Raw genomic sequence first — 14110 nt, 5'->3', positions numbered from 1 at the left:
ACATGTTTACGTCCTAATAAAAAGGGTATTTATTAAATTAACAGGGCAAAGGAACTGGAGGGAATGAAAAAATATGAATTAAGGTTTCACTTTATAAAAGGCGTTGCTCAAGGACGATTCTGGAACCGATTATATAATATAAGGAGCTGATTGCAATGAGTAAAAAAATTGCTATTTTAATAACGGATTATTTCGAGGACACAGAATACACAGAGCCAGTAGAAGCTTTTAATCAAAAGGGATACGAATTAACAACTATTGAAATGGAAAAAGGTAAAACGGTACACGGTAAACAAGGAAAAAGTGAAGTCGTAATTGATAAAAGTATTGATGATGTTTCTCCAGAGAACTTTGATGCCCTCTTTATAACAGGCGGATTTTCCCCAGATATACTTCGTGCAGATAAACGTTTTGTTCGCTTTAGCAAAGCATTTATGGATGCGAAAAAACCTGTTTTTGCTATTTGTCACGGCCCCCAATTACTCATCACTGCACAAACACTTGAAGGACGCGATGTGACTGGATATAAATCCATTGCGGTCGATTTGAAAAATGCCGGTGGAAATTTTCATGATAAAGAAGTGGTTGTATGCCAAAATCAGCTAGTAACAAGTAGACAACCAGAGGACATCCCAGTGTTTATTGAAGAATCATTGCGTATATTAGGATAGTTATTATAGGTTAACCAAAGTAGTTAAATAACTACTTTGGTTAACCTTTTTATTTGTAAAAACCAAAATTAACACCATATGAAACATTTCTTCATCTTTAATGATTTTTTGAGACAGCCTCTTTTTTCGTCCCAAAATTTCTAATCACTTTTCATAGGCAGTTCTCATATAGTGAAAATGACTATACAATTCCTATCCATAAGTTAAATAATGATTTCGCACATATAAATAAAAAAGATAGGAGCTCTATTATGAACAACAATCCACCTGCAACGCCCCAAAACAACTCAGAAGAAAATAGCCGTGACATTAAATTGCAAACATTACGAGTCATCGGACTCATCGTCCTTATTAGTGGTTATATCCTCGTCGCTCTCTCAGAAGTAGGTGAGCTGAAAACCTTATTAACAAACCCTAACGCCAATCCTGATTTAGCTGAAGTTGATCCGTTTTAAAAATTATATAAAAAGCGGGTCCCAGTATAACTGGTTCGCTTTTATATAGTTTCATCCAATCTGAGAAACATTTCCTTCATTCTGATACTTCTCTTTCCCTATCGCCTTCATAAATAATAAAATACTGCTCATACCAACGATGAAATATAGAGTGCTCATGCCCCAAGATGCAATAAATGAACCTCTTACTTCATTTGGTACCATATGTGCCAGAATAGATTGACATACTGGCACATACATCATCTCTCCTACAGTTTAGAAAAGCCCTGCGATTAATAAGATCCATAAACTATAGCTCACTCCGAGTATTGTAAATTCAATTGTATAAATGAATAAGCCTACATATTATGACTGTAATTATTGAATGACTTCTTCTAAATGGTTCTTCAAGTTCTCTAAATACTTCTCAACAGTAGGATTTTTCACCACATCATAACAAGCAAAACTCTTTAACGGACTCATACCAAGAAACTTCTGCACACGATGTAAATGACTAAGTGCTGATTCTAAACTTTCTCCTTCAAAGAACTTCGTCTTATCTCCGAATGCTTTTTCAGGTGCATTCCAAGTTGTAGAAAACATATACTGCTTCTCTTTTAATAAACCACCTGTTCCATATTCATCTACACCTTTAAAGAACAAGCCATATTCATATACTTCATCCATATAAGTTTTAAATAATCCAGGAACACTAAACCAATAAATTGGTGTTTGATAAATTACAACATCGGCCCATAAAAACTTCTCTTGTTCTTCTTTAATATTGTGGCCATCTTGAATCGTTGTTGTTTTCACATGATGATTCTCACTTAGTAAACTTATCATGCAATCAGCTAGCGTTTTATTTAATCGTCCTTCTTTCGTACCGTATTTTTCATGTCCATTTATAATCAATATATTTTTCATCACTTTTCTCTCCCCTATATGATCTATTCTTCAGCTATTAAGCCGAGTTGCTGCTTCAGCGTAAGATTATCTTCTAAATGCCAATCTTCCGTTATCTTTCCGTCTTTCACATGTAAAATATCAATTGCAAAAAAACGAATGTTTTTACCATTATGAGTTCCTGTAAAAGAAAGACGAGCTGTTACTTTATCACTAACCACTAATAAATCTTCAATTTCACAATGTATGTCTGGAACTACTTTACGAAAGTTTTGCGCTGCAAGCTTTAATCCTTCAGTGCCTTGTGGTCGACCTTTCGGCAGTGTGTTATCGAAAAAATTTTCAGTAACCGTCTGCGGAATAAGTTCCTCTCTACCTGTATCCCAAAATGCATAAAAGCGCTGCGCTGCATGAACCATTTCTGTCGCTTCTTTTTTGCCTAGTGAAGGATCGATTGTCATTGTTTTTGGCTTCGGCATTTCCTTCAATAATTGGATTTCAATTTTTTCCTCCCCACTACACGCTACAAGCACAATACAAATGACAAAAAAACTAAGTAACGCAAATAACCTTTTCATACCCATGGAAATCACCTCCTTCTCATACAAACCCTTTGTATTTCGTATTGCTATTGTATATGCATTAACTTCCTTTATGGAAGTAGTGATATTTTTTTCATATAGTTACCAAAAAGATAGTTTTGTGATACGATAAGGCAAATTCATCCAAAAAATTTTTATGGAGGCTATTTCCATGAGCAATATAGATCCAGTTGTATTAACGAAAGGTTTACCTGGTATACCTTGTCCTATCGCTAAAACGCTTGACGTAATTAGTACAAAATGGACGTTTTTAATCATTCGTGACCTTCTTATCGAAGGAACTTTACGCTTTAGTGATTTACAAAAATCAATGGACGGGATTAGTCCGAAAACTTTATCGCTTCGCCTAAAAGAATTGGAAGCACAAGGGATTATAACGAGAAAAGTATATCCAGAAGTTCCGCCTCGTGTAGAGTACACATTAACGGATAAAGGAAAGCAATTAGAGGGAATTTTCATTGAATTAAAGCGGTTTGGATTAAGTTTATAAAACAAAAACCCCTTACCATCGTAAGGGGTTTTATTACTTCGCAAAACTTTGAGCTAGCTGTTTCTCTCTCCACATAAATGTAATGCCGAGACCAACGATTAAAACAACACCTGAAAATGCATATGGATAATTAATGTTTATATCAAATAATATTCCGCCCATCGCTGGTCCTGCGATATTTCCTAAACTCGTATACGTTGAGTTCATACCAGCAACGAATCCTTGCTCTTTTCCAGCTGCTTTTGATAAAAACGTCGTTAAAGCTGGACGAAGCAAATCAAATGCTAGGAAAATAAAGCAAGTAACGAGAAGTACAATCCAATAATTAAAGACTACAGTTGAGACGAATGCTAATACTGCACCTACAATTAAACATATTTGAATTAATACTTTCTCACCGAACATGTCAACCAATTTGCCAAACATAAATACTTGCACAACTACCCCAAAGATGGAGCTAATCGTAATAATTGCAGCAATATCTTTCGGTGTGAAACCAAACTTATGATCAGAGAACAGGCTAAACACAGTTTCATATGCTGATAATCCAAATGCGAGTACAAATACAATAATAAATGCGATTGCATACATTGGATTTAATGATTTCTTTAAATCTCCGATAAAGCTGGATTCTTTCGTATTAGCTGCAATCTCTGCAAGTTCTTCTTTCGTTAACGGCTCTTTCAAAATAAATATAGAAATCACGCATGCAACAAAGGCAATCACTGCTGCCACAAAGAACGGCACACGTATACCGTATTCTGCAATAAACCCGCCGATTCCAGGCCCTATAATAAATCCGGTGCTGATAGCTGCTGAAAGATAGCCCATCGCCTTTGGACGTTCTTGAATAGAAGTAATATCAGCAACATATGCCGTAACACCCGGCATAATAAACGCGGCACTAATTCCGCCTAACACCCTCGCTGCATAAAGCATCCACACATCTGTACCTAATCCAAAAAGAAGCTCTGAAACACCAAAAATAAATAATCCAATGATTATCATTTTCTTCCTACCGTAAATGTCGACCCAACGACCCGTAATAGGTGAAGTAATAAGCTGCGCCATCGCAAACACTGCAACGAGATAACCCATCGTCTTTCCTGTTAAATTCATATCATTCATAAAGGACGGCATAACCGGAATGATTAATCCAATCCCTAAAAAAGCGATAAATATATTACTCAAAAGAATGATCAATACCATCTTTTGTTCTTTTATCGGTTTCTTCAATTTTTAACACCTCTTCCCGTAGTTCCTCTCAAAAATAATGCCCAAGAAGTTTTTTCTTTATTCTGCTATTTGTGGGCTCATACTGAGTAAAGATGTCCCCACTCATTAGAATTTCACTCTATCCTTCCACACATACATAAACACAGGGTGAATGACTATCATTCAGTTTCCCGCAGAAATGAACCTACCTTTTCAGACAGGTTCATCTTACTACTTCTTTATCCCGCATTAACGGGCAGTAAGACTCCCACCTCAAAATTCAGCGAATGCGAGGAAGTTAGGTGGGAGATAACTGCCCTTAAATGCCCGATTGGTTCAACTAATAAACAGTGGGGATGAACCCTCCCACTGTTTAAAGTTTCACTTTATATGTAGTGCATGTGTTAAAAAATCTAGTACTTCTGCCTTTTGTAGCTCGACTTGCTCATCATCTTTATGATCATATAAATAAACTTGTTCCGCTGCTGATTCAACAAGAGCGATAAATAACTTCGCTGTTCGCTCTGCGTGAACCGAATCACGAATTTCACCTGATTCTTTTGCCTCACTTAAAAAGTCACTTAGCCATATATAAAGAGGCTCATATACAGCTTCCCATTCTTTTATATGTTCAGTTGATGCAAGGCCCGCATACATTAATGCTTGTATTTCACGATATTCAGCTATAAAGGTAAATACTGCATCTATTACTTGCTCAACTTTACTTGAAAAAGGTGAATCGTTCTGTACTTTTTCTTTCACTGCAAGTATCATCTTCCCAACCATCACTTCTGCTATTGCAGGCATAACAGATAACTTAGAAGGAAAATATAAATAGAAAGTTCCTTGTGCAATGCCAGCCAATTTCACGATATCAGAAATCTTCGTTTTTTCAACGCCCTTTTCCTGAAACACTTCAATAGCTGCATAGACAATTTTTTCTTTTTTATTCATCATCTAAACCCTTTCACACGCGTATTGAATGACTGTCACTCATTTTATAAAATAACTAGCTGTACTGTCAATCATCGTGCACTTTTCATAATAAAAATCTCCCAACAAATCGTTAGGAGATTTAACTTTAATATCCTTTTCTTATGAAAGAGCTTTTAACCCCGTAACTCCACATACGATAAGAGCTACACTAATCAAACGTGCCTTACTTTTCGATTCACCAAACAGAAACATATTTAATAAAACAGCTCCTGCTGTTCCAATGCCAATCCAAACCGCATAAGCTACACTTACTTGTAAGAACAAGAAAGATGTGTATAAGAATGCAAAGGAAGTTGCAAATCCACCTATATAAATCGCTCCATTTGCTAACGTCTTATCTTTACTATACATTTTAAGGCCTATCACACCGACTATTTCACTAATTGCAGCACAAAATACGAAAAACCAACCCATTTTAAGCAGCTCCTTTCACAATTTCTTCCGCGGTTTCTTCTTTATTATCAGCTAATTTTAAACCGATAACGCCCGCTACGACCATTACGATAAAGAATAGCTTTCCTAAACTGAAACTGCCGCCGAAAAGGAATACATCCATTAGGAAAGTACCAACCGTACCAGCTCCGGCAAACACAGCATATACAGTCCCTGTTGCAAGATGTTCGCACGCTTTCGATAGGAAGTAAAAATCAACAGCGATAACTCCTACAATAATGACCCAATGCCACCAAGTATGAGCTGTATTAAAACCAAACACCCAAAAAATTTCAAAGATACATGTTAATATGACATATAACCAAGCTTTATTTTTCATATCTCTCACCTTCTATTATTTACTGACTGACCGTCAGTCATTTTTGATTTAAAAAATATAATCTCACTCTAACTACTATTTAAAAAACCAATATCATCCTCATTTATCCTTATATTTGTTCCGTTATTAAGCTAACTACATATAAAAGTTGCTTATCTACACCCTTCCACAGAAAAAATGACTGAATGTCATTCATAAACATTCTACATGACCAATTGATAAAGTGTCAACACCCGGATTCTATTAACTAAAAAATATTTTAAATTTCTTAAATCCACATGTATATTTCTTAATAATCTGTCAATAATGGTAGTAACATAATATTTTCTCCATTCCCCCCTTGGAGATCCCTTTGAATCGAGCAGTTGCTTTTAGCTAACTGCTCTTTTTTAATTTATCGGTACATTATAATAAAATACTCATAGATAAATTCCAAAACAAAGACCTGTACTCCCTTTTCAACATGCAACAAAGAACGAAATATTTTGTACGCTATTTACTTTTCAACGAGTCTTTGTATGCAATAATTTTATTTTCGAGCATCTTCTCTGTAATTTCTAAGTTTTCTCTTTGAGTTCGAATAGATTTTTTATGATTTTCTAACAGTTGTAAACGAGCTTCGGTTGTATGCTCTCCTTCTAAATATAATCTAGCGTATTCTCTTATTTTCGCTATCGGCATTTGTGTTTGTTTTAATTTCATTACAAACTGCAACCACTTTATATGTGACTCTTCATACAATCTATTCCCATTTGCATCGCGATTTGCTATTAATATGTTCTCCTTTTCATAATAACGTAATGTATGTGTGCTCACTCCTAATAATTTAGCTACCTCGCTAATTGTGTACATAACCATACTCCCTTCGCACGCCATTTACTCTCATATATTTTACTGCCTTATCCAAATTATCCCGCATTAACGAGCAGTAAAACTCCCACCTCAAAATTCGGCTGGAGCAAAGAAGCAAGGTGGGAGATCAACTGCCCGTAAACGCCCGATTGGTTCAACTAATAATCAGTGGGGGATGAACCCCCCCCACTGATCAAAGTTTCACTTTATAAAAAAACATTTGACTTAGAGTATACTCTAACAAATACAATCTAACCATGATAAATTAATTTGAATTTAGGAGGCTTTTATATGAAATATACTGTTATTACTGGTGCTAGTTCAGGAATTGGCTATGAATCCGCTTTAGCCTTTGCATCTCGCGGAAAAAACTTAATACTTGTAGCTCGAAGACAAGCAGAATTAGAAGAATTAAAATTGAAAATTAACGAAATGCATCCGGAATTGGATGTTGTCATTCGAAGAACTGATTTATCAGTCACTGAAGAAGTTTATAAATTTTATGAAAGTCTACAAAGTTTTCAAATTGAAACGTGGATTAACAACGCAGGTTTTGGTAATTTCGCCTCAATTGCTGAACAAAATTTAAACAAGATAGAAACGATGTTGCATGTAAATATAGAAGCACTAACAATACTATCTTCCCTTTTCGTTCGAGATTATTCAATGACCGAAGGAACACAGCTTATTAACATTTCATCAGGCGGTGGATACACGATTGTTGCCAATGCTGTTACGTATTGCGCTACGAAATTTTATGTAAGTGCATTTACAGAAGGACTATCTCACGAACTGAAAGAACAAGGTGCAAAACTACAAGCAAAAGTTTTAGCTCCTGCTGCAACTGAAACAGAATTCGCAAAACGTTCATTTGATATTGTTGAGTTCCAATACGCTAATGTTGTACCACAATTCCACACTGCAAAACAAATGGCACAATTTATGCTCGACCTTTATGATAGCGATAAAGTTGTAGGACTTGTCGATGGTTCTACGTATAACTATGAACTTAGAGATCCACTTTATAATTTTGCCGTGAGAAAAACGAATTCAAATTCCTAATACCATCTCATTTTGTATTAAAATATAGATACCCACTATTTCTTAAATAATAGTGGGCCTTTTTTCTCTCTAAAAATTTCACCCAACATACCGTATCATCGCCACCTCATCACAATAATCAACTTTTGGACAATGTCTACAATCAATCCATACTTTCTCTGTTAATGATTCTTTATTCACAAAATCAAATCCACACTTTTGAAAAAAATCCGTTTCATATGTTAAAGAAATTACTCTATTCACTTTTATTTTTGCTGCCTCATTCATTACATGATTCACTAACATACGCCCTATCCCTTTTCCTGCATATGTATGCGAAACTACTAACGATCGTACTTCTGCAAGATCCCCTCCTAACACATGTAAACCAGCAACTCCAATAACATTCTCTTCTTCTTTCATGACATATAAACATTGTAAATATTGATAAAGAGACAAGAGAGAACGTGGCAAAACAACTCCCTCTTTCGCGTACATTTCAATGAGATTATAAATTTCTTTCACATCACTTGTAACCGCATTAAAGATTTCCATATTATATCCCCTTGCCCCCAGTGTTAATATTTATAACATTACATGAATTTTAATTCATAATTTCATATAATAATACATCTCTCTTTTCTCTCCGTCAATCACTTTTCTGAATTTTATCCCGCATTAACGGGCAGTAAGACTCCCACCTCAAAATTCGGCTGAAGCAAAGAAGGTAGGCGGGAGATCAACTGCCCCTAAACGCCCGATTGGTGAAGGCTAATAATCAGTGGTGGATGAACAAAACCCCCACTGATTAAAGTTTCACTTTACACAAACAAAAAACCAAGCAACTTAATCGATGCTCGGTTCCTCATTTCGTATCGGCAATACCGTCGAATATTTAATTTCACGAAGTGCTAAACTCGTCTGTATACGTGTAATCCCTAATTTATTTAGTTTCCTAATAAAATGCTCCAGTTCCTTACGATCACGATTTGCAACTTTTAATAAATAATCATACTCTCCTGTTAAACAGTGACATTCTAACACTTCAGGCATAGATTCTAATTCTCGTTCTAACACTTCAAGCTTTTCATACTGATGAATATTCGTGCTCATAAAAATGAAACATAATAAATCAAATCCAAGCTTTTCTTGATTTAAAATTGCTACTTGCTTATCAATGAATCCTTCCCCGTCTAATCTTTTTATTCTTGCATGCATAGCAGCTGGTGATAAATTAACGCGGCGTGCTAGTTCTGCATTACTTACTTGTGACTCCTTCTGCAATATATCTAAAATTTGTACATCTAAATCATCTAACACTTTAATAACAGATGACTCCATCAAAATTCCTCCTTTTTTCTTACCGATGATTATTCGAAGAAACATCTCATAACTTATATAAAACTGAATGTTTTTCTGCAAAATAGTTTTCTAACGAAACATTTTATCGAGTTTTTACCATTATACAAAAGAATATATTAGACAATAAAGAAAAATGCTAAAATTATTTACAGTTCATTCTTATTTCAACAAAGGGGTTTTTAGCATGCCTTATTTTTATGTCTTTTTACTATTATTAACAAGCTTATTATGGGGAGGAAATTTCGTCGTTGGGAAATCACTCGTCGATCATGCATCTCCGATGACACTGACAAGTTTAAGATGGCTAATTGCGATTGTTTGTTTATTACCAATGGTATGGTTTAAAGAGAAGAAAATCATTCCACCACGCTCTGCAATACTTCCATTAATACTTATGGGAATTTCAGGAGTCGTTCTTTTTAACATTTTTCAATTTTTAGCACTAGAAAAAACATCCGCAACGAATGTAGGTCTTATTTCTACATTGAACGCTATTTCAATTGCATTATTTTCTGTGCTATTTCTAAAAGAAAAAGTAAATACGCTTCAAGTTCTTTCTATGATTCTTTCATTTTTCGGGGTCATCCTCGTTCTTTTAAAAGGAAACTTTGCTCTTTTATTTTCACTACATTTTAATAGCGGGGATTTATGGATGATTGCGGCTGTTTGTATTTGGGGAATCTATTCTGTTTGTAGTAAATGGGCTACAAAAACAACTACACCACTCATGGCAACATTATATTCTGGTATTTTCGGCGTTATTTTATTACTACCATTTAACATAGGAAGCTTCACTGTTTCCAATATTAATTCTTCTTTCATTACATCACTTTTATATACAGGACTCATTTCAACGGTACTTTGTATGGTGTTTTGGAATATTGGTGTACAGAAATTAGGCGCTACTACATCGGGGATTTTTCTAAATTTCAATCCAATTTTCACAGCTATTTTAGCATTCCTTTTCCTTGGAGAAAAATTAACATGGATTCAAATTTTCGGTACAATCATCGTCGTGACAGGGTGTTATTTATTTTCTCATTTCAAAACCGTTGCTGTTCAGCCAACTAGAGCTTTAATGCGAAAACATTCTTAATCAAAAACATCGCCACCAAAGTGGCGATGTTTTTATTTACCTTTCATTTCTTTCACATACTGCTTTTCTTCTTCTGGCGATAAACGTTCTGTTGCCTTTCCGGTATCACCACCTTGAATTTCCCACAAAAAGTTATGATCCTCAACCGTTTGTGAAAAGTCTCCTTTCTCCCAACGCTTCAAAGTAGAAAGTAGCTTTGCTTTATATTTAAAATTTGTACTGCTTTCTACTGCGTTCTTCGCACTACGAATTTCCTTATTTGTCATTTCGATAAATCCCCATTTATCAGATGATTTCACTTTTTGATGTACCATCCTATGCATTGTAGAAATAATTTCATCTTCACTAACTTGTGGCTTCTCTTCCTTTACTTTCTTCTCTTGTTGATCCATTACTTTTTGTACTTTAAGGCTCTTCTCCTCCTCCTCTATATAATTAAGAAGTTTAGTAACACCGAATACAGCTCCTACCGCAATTACAATCATTGTAATTGTCCCTATTATCCATTTTTTCATATTATGTACTCCCCATTCCCCCTAATAATTACATAAACAAATGGAATCGCCTGCACATAGTCGATTCCATTTGTTTCCTTATTTCATTTTAAGCCTTCATCGCTTCTCGTACAATGTAACTGTCCACATATTGCTTAAATTTCACGATTTTTCCATTTCCAAGCTGCCATACATGAACAAATTCCGCTTCAAATGATTTTCCCGTCTCTTTATAAACTCCTGAATAAACACCTTCAGCAATAATTACATCTTTTCCGTTTACTTCATGGTACGTCTTTACACTCGCTTTATAATCATCCCATTCTGATCCTAAACGACTAAATACATTTTCCATTATAGCTTCTGTACCTATATACGTTCCGCCGTACGGAAAACCTTCTGCCTCTGTCCATTCCACTTTTTCAGAAAATGCTTCTGCTAAATGTTTTGCATTCGAAGAAGCTGATCCTTCATACGTGCTTTGAATAATTTCTAAATTTGTTTTTTGCTTCATTATTTTTTCACCCCAAACGCGTTTGCCGCTAAAACAAGTCCAATTTCTAACGCTTTAACGTGCGGGAACCGCTCCTTTATTGCCGTTTGAATTTCTTCACTTGAAGGATTTCCTGCAAGAACTTCATCAAATGCAACTAAATATTTACGAGTATGTTTAATCGCGTCTCCTGTATTTGGTACGTCATAATCACGATGACCCGCTACAACAATTTCAGGATGAAGATTTTCAAGTTCACTTAATGTTTCTAACCATTTATGACGAGCTTCAGCATCTGTTTCTAACGTCCATACGAAAGTATTGTTATAAACGATATCGCCTGTAACAACGGCTTTTAATGATGGAATCCATACATAACTATTATTCGGTGTATCACCTTGCAAACCACCTTTAATGATTAAATCATTTCCCTCTAAAATCAATTTCTCTTCTGTTAATTCATCTGGAACAATTGGTTGATGAGGAACATTATGCCCAATAGATGGTTTCCACTGTTCCACTTTCTTCTCAAATGTGTTACGAATATCTTCAACAGTATTCCGTAATGCAACAATCTTCGCTTCTGGAAATGCTTCATGTAATACATTTAATCCAAAATAGTGATCTGGATGGAAATGAGTCACATAAATATGAGTTAAATTCTTTCCTGTTTCAATAATTTGAGCTGCTAAACGGTGCGCATCACTTAATAAAAATTGTGCATCGATAAGAATTGCATCTTTTTCTCCGTATACAATTGTGGATGTAACTTGAAATGCTTGCTCAGATCCTGTAAAAACCTCTAAATGTAATTTTGACATGTTATTTCCTCCACTTTTTATTTACTCTTTTATATTCCTTTATTCTTTAAGCTTCATTCCAATTGTAACTAAATTAGTTACAACTGGAATAAAAAAATATACGAATCATTTTATTACTAATCGACTTGATGTAATCATTATAGTTACACCAAGTCGTCAAGTCAACACTAAAAAAATAAAATTTACTTCGTTTTCATTACTTTCTCTTTTAAGAAGCGATCTACATATCCTTCTGCTTTTACAACGAATAAATACGCACCCATTGATAATAATGCAAGATCTAATTCATATCCCGGATTCTTTCCATCTCCTAATAAGCCTGCTGCTCCATTTACCTTTACGATAGCTCCAGCCAAAATAAGAGCGAATAACAATCCTACATACCTCACGCCTAAACCGATAATTAATAATATACCACCTACTAATTCAACTGTCGCTACGCCATATGCAAGACCACCTGGTAAACCGATGCTTGTAAACCATCCTACTACGTTATCTATACCTGATTGAAACTTTGCTAAACCGTGTGCAAAAAAAGTAACTCCTAATACGATACGAATAATTAAATTCCCAATATATTGATTCATTCTGAACTCTCCTTTTTTGTTTTGTTATGGTGAACATTTATTCACAAGACAAAACAATACGGTATTTCTTTTCATTCGTCAAATACTTTTTTTAAAGAAACCAAAAAACATTATCCTTTTTGAGATAATGTTTTTTATAAAATAGTGCTAATTCAAGCTTTCGCTCTATTACTTAGAAAAAAGTTGAAAATTTTTCCCAGCACCTATATAAGACAATAAAGACACATCTTCTTCCATCACCATTCCAACAACATTCACTTTCCTATCTTCAGGTAAATCATTTATAACTATTTGCATTTCACCAGCATATCTACCGTACAATTCATTATCAATTGTAATACTGCCTCGTTTTCTTGAAATTGTATTCATCGGTTGTAATGCAACTTTATTTTCTTCGCGCGATTCTACAGAACGAATTACATCACGAGCCGGATCTAACCTATTTGTATGCACTTGCGCTACCACTTTTAATACTTCACTTGCATTTATAAATGACTCATATCGCACTGGAATAATCCCACCACTCGCACTCGAGATTTCTTGTACACTCTCTAAGCTCCCGCTTATATCTCCAATTAGCACTTTATCAACATCGCACTCTTGCACAAGCTCTAAATATGCTTCAAGCGGGCGCATATAGCGGTGCTTTTCTAAAGTTGGTAAACCCTCATATAACGGACCGCGTTTTTCACCATCTCCCGGAATAAACGCCATCGTTTTTATTCCGCACTCATGTAAATATTTATTTTGTTTTTGCAAGAATGATTTGGCTAGTCCTGTTTCTGGACGCGGATAAAAATTATGCCACGCTTCTACTCGATCTACTCGTATATTTTCCGCAAGTAACTCTTTCCAAAATGATTCTGTAATCGTACTCGCGTTTAACGCTACCTTCATCTTATGAGATACACGTGCGATTTCTTTTGGCGTAATACCGTAATCCATTCGTAAACCAGTAATGCCAAATTCTAATAACTCTTCCACATTTGCATACGTCATCCCTAAATGGTTTAACGATTTTGGAGAGACATCAACCATTAATTCCATTTCATTTTCGAGGGCTTGTTTCCCAAGTATTTGAATTAACTCCTTATACGTATTCGGATCATCTTCTGGAATGTGAAGAGATGTAAAAACAGATGAAAATCCGTTTTCTTTCACTAGTTTTAACCATGCTTCTTGTTTCTCTACTCGCTCTTTTGAAAGATAAATTGAAACTCCTATCATATAAATCTCTCCTTCTATTAATATAAAAAAAAGAGAAAGGAATCCCTTTCT

19 protein-coding genes and 1 pseudogene are annotated in these 14110 nt (G+C 35.1%); 5 read left to right on the top strand and 15 right to left on the bottom strand.

Annotated elements, in window-relative coordinates; genetic code table 11:
• Positions 1 to 155 precede the first annotated feature (155 nt).
• Together QCI77_RS04430 and QCI77_RS04425 are read left to right on the top strand one after the other, a co-directional pair.
• Positions 156 to 671 (top strand): type 1 glutamine amidotransferase domain-containing protein, encoded by a 516-nt coding sequence (locus tag QCI77_RS04430; protein ID WP_353824559.1) that lies wholly within the window; start codon positions 156 to 158, stop codon positions 669 to 671.
• A gap of 251 nt (positions 672 to 922) precedes the next feature.
• The gene (locus QCI77_RS04425; RefSeq protein ID WP_002010828.1) at positions 923 to 1126 is read left to right on the top strand and encodes a hypothetical protein; all 204 of its coding nucleotides are present in this window, start codon (positions 923 to 925) and stop codon (positions 1124 to 1126) included.
• 51 nt (positions 1127 to 1177) lie between these two features.
• Here QCI77_RS04425 and QCI77_RS04420 read toward each other — a convergent pair.
• The 3 genes and pseudogenes from QCI77_RS04420 to QCI77_RS04410 all read right to left on the bottom strand — a co-directional run.
• Positions 1178 to 1471 (bottom strand): annotated as a pseudogene (locus QCI77_RS04420) (MDR family MFS transporter); the annotation flags it as partial.
• A 12-nt stretch (positions 1472 to 1483) separates the two neighbouring features.
• On the bottom strand, positions 1484 to 2032 hold the full coding sequence (locus QCI77_RS04415; RefSeq protein ID WP_353824558.1) for an NAD(P)H-dependent oxidoreductase: 549 nt from the start codon (positions 2030 to 2032) through the stop codon (positions 1484 to 1486).
• 23 nt (positions 2033 to 2055) lie between these two features.
• Positions 2056 to 2595 (bottom strand): ester cyclase, encoded by a 540-nt coding sequence (locus QCI77_RS04410; RefSeq protein ID WP_353824557.1) that lies wholly within the window; start codon positions 2593 to 2595, stop codon positions 2056 to 2058.
• Between the two features lie 169 nt (positions 2596 to 2764).
• On the opposite strand from QCI77_RS04410, the gene QCI77_RS04405 reads away from it, so the two are divergent.
• Positions 2765 to 3103: a winged helix-turn-helix transcriptional regulator gene (locus QCI77_RS04405; RefSeq protein ID WP_002166316.1), complete on the top strand. Its 339-nt coding sequence runs from the start codon at positions 2765 to 2767 to the stop codon at positions 3101 to 3103.
• 33 nt (positions 3104 to 3136) lie between these two features.
• Here the strand turns inward: QCI77_RS04405 and QCI77_RS04400 are convergent, their stop codons facing one another.
• The 5 genes from QCI77_RS04400 to QCI77_RS04380 form a co-directional block, all read right to left on the bottom strand.
• Positions 3137 to 4339 carry an MFS transporter gene (locus tag QCI77_RS04400; RefSeq protein WP_002140503.1) on the bottom strand — a complete coding sequence of 401 codons (1203 nt, stop codon included), beginning with the start codon at positions 4337 to 4339 and terminating at the stop codon, positions 3137 to 3139.
• A gap of 360 nt (positions 4340 to 4699) precedes the next feature.
• Positions 4700 to 5275: a TetR/AcrR family transcriptional regulator gene (locus tag QCI77_RS04395; RefSeq protein ID WP_113733377.1), complete on the bottom strand. Its 576-nt coding sequence runs from the start codon at positions 5273 to 5275 to the stop codon at positions 4700 to 4702.
• Between the two features lie 138 nt (positions 5276 to 5413).
• The gene (locus QCI77_RS04390; RefSeq protein WP_000539672.1) at positions 5414 to 5728 is read right to left on the bottom strand and encodes a DMT family transporter; all 315 of its coding nucleotides are present in this window, start codon (positions 5726 to 5728) and stop codon (positions 5414 to 5416) included.
• Between the two features lies 1 nt (position 5729).
• Positions 5730 to 6086, bottom strand: coding sequence for a DMT family transporter (locus QCI77_RS04385; protein ID WP_002125474.1), 357 nt, complete (start codon positions 6084 to 6086; stop codon positions 5730 to 5732).
• Between the two features lie 492 nt (positions 6087 to 6578).
• On the bottom strand, positions 6579 to 6938 hold the full coding sequence (locus QCI77_RS04380; RefSeq protein WP_002087388.1) for a MerR family transcriptional regulator: 360 nt from the start codon (positions 6936 to 6938) through the stop codon (positions 6579 to 6581).
• 291 nt (positions 6939 to 7229) lie between these two features.
• Between QCI77_RS04380 and QCI77_RS04375 the strand changes: the two genes are divergently transcribed.
• Complete coding sequence (locus QCI77_RS04375; RefSeq protein WP_353824556.1) at positions 7230 to 8000, top strand: SDR family NAD(P)-dependent oxidoreductase; 771 nt, start codon at positions 7230 to 7232, stop codon at positions 7998 to 8000.
• Between the two features lie 78 nt (positions 8001 to 8078).
• On the opposite strand, the gene QCI77_RS04370 is transcribed toward QCI77_RS04375, so the two are convergent.
• Both QCI77_RS04370 and QCI77_RS04365 read right to left on the bottom strand, forming a co-directional pair.
• Entirely contained in the window at positions 8079 to 8534 is a 456-nt protein-coding gene (locus QCI77_RS04370) for an N-acetyltransferase (RefSeq protein WP_353824555.1), read from the bottom strand.
• A 291-nt stretch (positions 8535 to 8825) separates the two neighbouring features.
• Positions 8826 to 9320: an Lrp/AsnC family transcriptional regulator gene (locus QCI77_RS04365; protein ID WP_002140498.1), complete on the bottom strand. Its 495-nt coding sequence runs from the start codon at positions 9318 to 9320 to the stop codon at positions 8826 to 8828.
• 205 nt (positions 9321 to 9525) lie between these two features.
• Here QCI77_RS04365 and QCI77_RS04360 point away from each other — a divergent pair, with 205 nt between their 5' ends.
• Positions 9526 to 10437, top strand: coding sequence for a DMT family transporter (locus tag QCI77_RS04360; RefSeq protein WP_353824554.1), 912 nt, complete (start codon positions 9526 to 9528; stop codon positions 10435 to 10437).
• 32 nt (positions 10438 to 10469) lie between these two features.
• Here QCI77_RS04360 and QCI77_RS04355 read toward each other — a convergent pair whose 3' ends face one another.
• The 5 genes from QCI77_RS04355 to QCI77_RS04335 all read right to left on the bottom strand — a co-directional run bounded on the left by QCI77_RS04355 (position 10470) and on the right by QCI77_RS04335 (position 14059).
• Positions 10470 to 10952 (bottom strand): PRK06770 family protein, encoded by a 483-nt coding sequence (locus QCI77_RS04355; RefSeq protein ID WP_353824553.1) that lies wholly within the window; start codon positions 10950 to 10952, stop codon positions 10470 to 10472.
• Between the two features lie 88 nt (positions 10953 to 11040).
• Complete coding sequence (locus QCI77_RS04350) at positions 11041 to 11445, bottom strand: nuclear transport factor 2 family protein (protein WP_353824552.1); 405 nt, start codon at positions 11443 to 11445, stop codon at positions 11041 to 11043.
• Positions 11445 to 12245 carry an MBL fold metallo-hydrolase gene (locus QCI77_RS04345; protein WP_353824551.1) on the bottom strand — a complete coding sequence of 267 codons (801 nt, stop codon included), beginning with the start codon at positions 12243 to 12245 and terminating at the stop codon, positions 11445 to 11447. The genes QCI77_RS04350 and QCI77_RS04345 overlap by 1 nt, the downstream gene beginning before the upstream one ends.
• A gap of 182 nt (positions 12246 to 12427) precedes the next feature.
• Complete coding sequence (locus QCI77_RS04340) at positions 12428 to 12832, bottom strand: DoxX family protein (RefSeq protein ID WP_353824550.1); 405 nt, start codon at positions 12830 to 12832, stop codon at positions 12428 to 12430.
• 168 nt (positions 12833 to 13000) lie between these two features.
• On the bottom strand, positions 13001 to 14059 hold the full coding sequence (locus tag QCI77_RS04335) for a DUF871 domain-containing protein (RefSeq protein ID WP_353824549.1): 1059 nt from the start codon (positions 14057 to 14059) through the stop codon (positions 13001 to 13003).
• Between the last annotated feature and the right edge of the window lie 51 nt (positions 14060 to 14110).

The sequence above is a fragment of the Bacillus cereus group sp. MG9 genome, assembly GCF_040459995.1.
In the GTDB taxonomy this organism is placed as follows: domain Bacteria; phylum Bacillota; class Bacilli; order Bacillales; family Bacillaceae_G; genus Bacillus_A; species Bacillus_A mycoides.
This window is presented reverse-complemented; position numbering and strand designations above follow the sequence as displayed.

Excerpts from the sequence above, each read along its gene's own strand:
- QCI77_RS04430 (WP_353824559.1), top strand. The coding sequence starts at position 156 with ATGAGTAAAAAAATTGCTATTTTAATAACGGATTATTTCGAGGACACA.
- QCI77_RS04425 (WP_002010828.1), top strand. The coding sequence starts at position 923 with ATGAACAACAATCCACCTGCAACGCCCCAAAACAACTCAGAAGAAAAT.
- QCI77_RS04415 (WP_353824558.1), bottom strand. The coding sequence starts at position 2,032 with ATGAAAAATATATTGATTATAAATGGACATGAAAAATACGGTACGAAA.
- QCI77_RS04410 (WP_353824557.1), bottom strand. The coding sequence starts at position 2,595 with ATGGGTATGAAAAGGTTATTTGCGTTACTTAGTTTTTTTGTCATTTGT.
- QCI77_RS04405 (WP_002166316.1), top strand. The coding sequence starts at position 2,765 with ATGAGCAATATAGATCCAGTTGTATTAACGAAAGGTTTACCTGGTATA.
- QCI77_RS04395 (WP_113733377.1), bottom strand. The coding sequence starts at position 5,275 with ATGATGAATAAAAAAGAAAAAATTGTCTATGCAGCTATTGAAGTGTTT.
- QCI77_RS04390 (WP_000539672.1), bottom strand. The coding sequence starts at position 5,728 with ATGGGTTGGTTTTTCGTATTTTGTGCTGCAATTAGTGAAATAGTCGGT.
- QCI77_RS04385 (WP_002125474.1), bottom strand. The coding sequence starts at position 6,086 with ATGAAAAATAAAGCTTGGTTATATGTCATATTAACATGTATCTTTGAA.
- QCI77_RS04380 (WP_002087388.1), bottom strand. The coding sequence starts at position 6,938 with ATGTACACAATTAGCGAGGTAGCTAAATTATTAGGAGTGAGCACACAT.
- QCI77_RS04375 (WP_353824556.1), top strand. The coding sequence starts at position 7,230 with ATGAAATATACTGTTATTACTGGTGCTAGTTCAGGAATTGGCTATGAA.
- QCI77_RS04370 (WP_353824555.1), bottom strand. The coding sequence starts at position 8,534 with ATGGAAATCTTTAATGCGGTTACAAGTGATGTGAAAGAAATTTATAAT.
- QCI77_RS04365 (WP_002140498.1), bottom strand. The coding sequence starts at position 9,320 with ATGGAGTCATCTGTTATTAAAGTGTTAGATGATTTAGATGTACAAATT.
- QCI77_RS04360 (WP_353824554.1), top strand. The coding sequence starts at position 9,526 with ATGCCTTATTTTTATGTCTTTTTACTATTATTAACAAGCTTATTATGG.
- QCI77_RS04355 (WP_353824553.1), bottom strand. The coding sequence starts at position 10,952 with ATGAAAAAATGGATAATAGGGACAATTACAATGATTGTAATTGCGGTA.
- QCI77_RS04350 (WP_353824552.1), bottom strand. The coding sequence starts at position 11,445 with ATGAAGCAAAAAACAAATTTAGAAATTATTCAAAGCACGTATGAAGGA.
- QCI77_RS04345 (WP_353824551.1), bottom strand. The coding sequence starts at position 12,245 with ATGTCAAAATTACATTTAGAGGTTTTTACAGGATCTGAGCAAGCATTT.
- QCI77_RS04340 (WP_353824550.1), bottom strand. The coding sequence starts at position 12,832 with ATGAATCAATATATTGGGAATTTAATTATTCGTATCGTATTAGGAGTT.
- QCI77_RS04335 (WP_353824549.1), bottom strand. The coding sequence starts at position 14,059 with ATGATAGGAGTTTCAATTTATCTTTCAAAAGAGCGAGTAGAGAAACAA.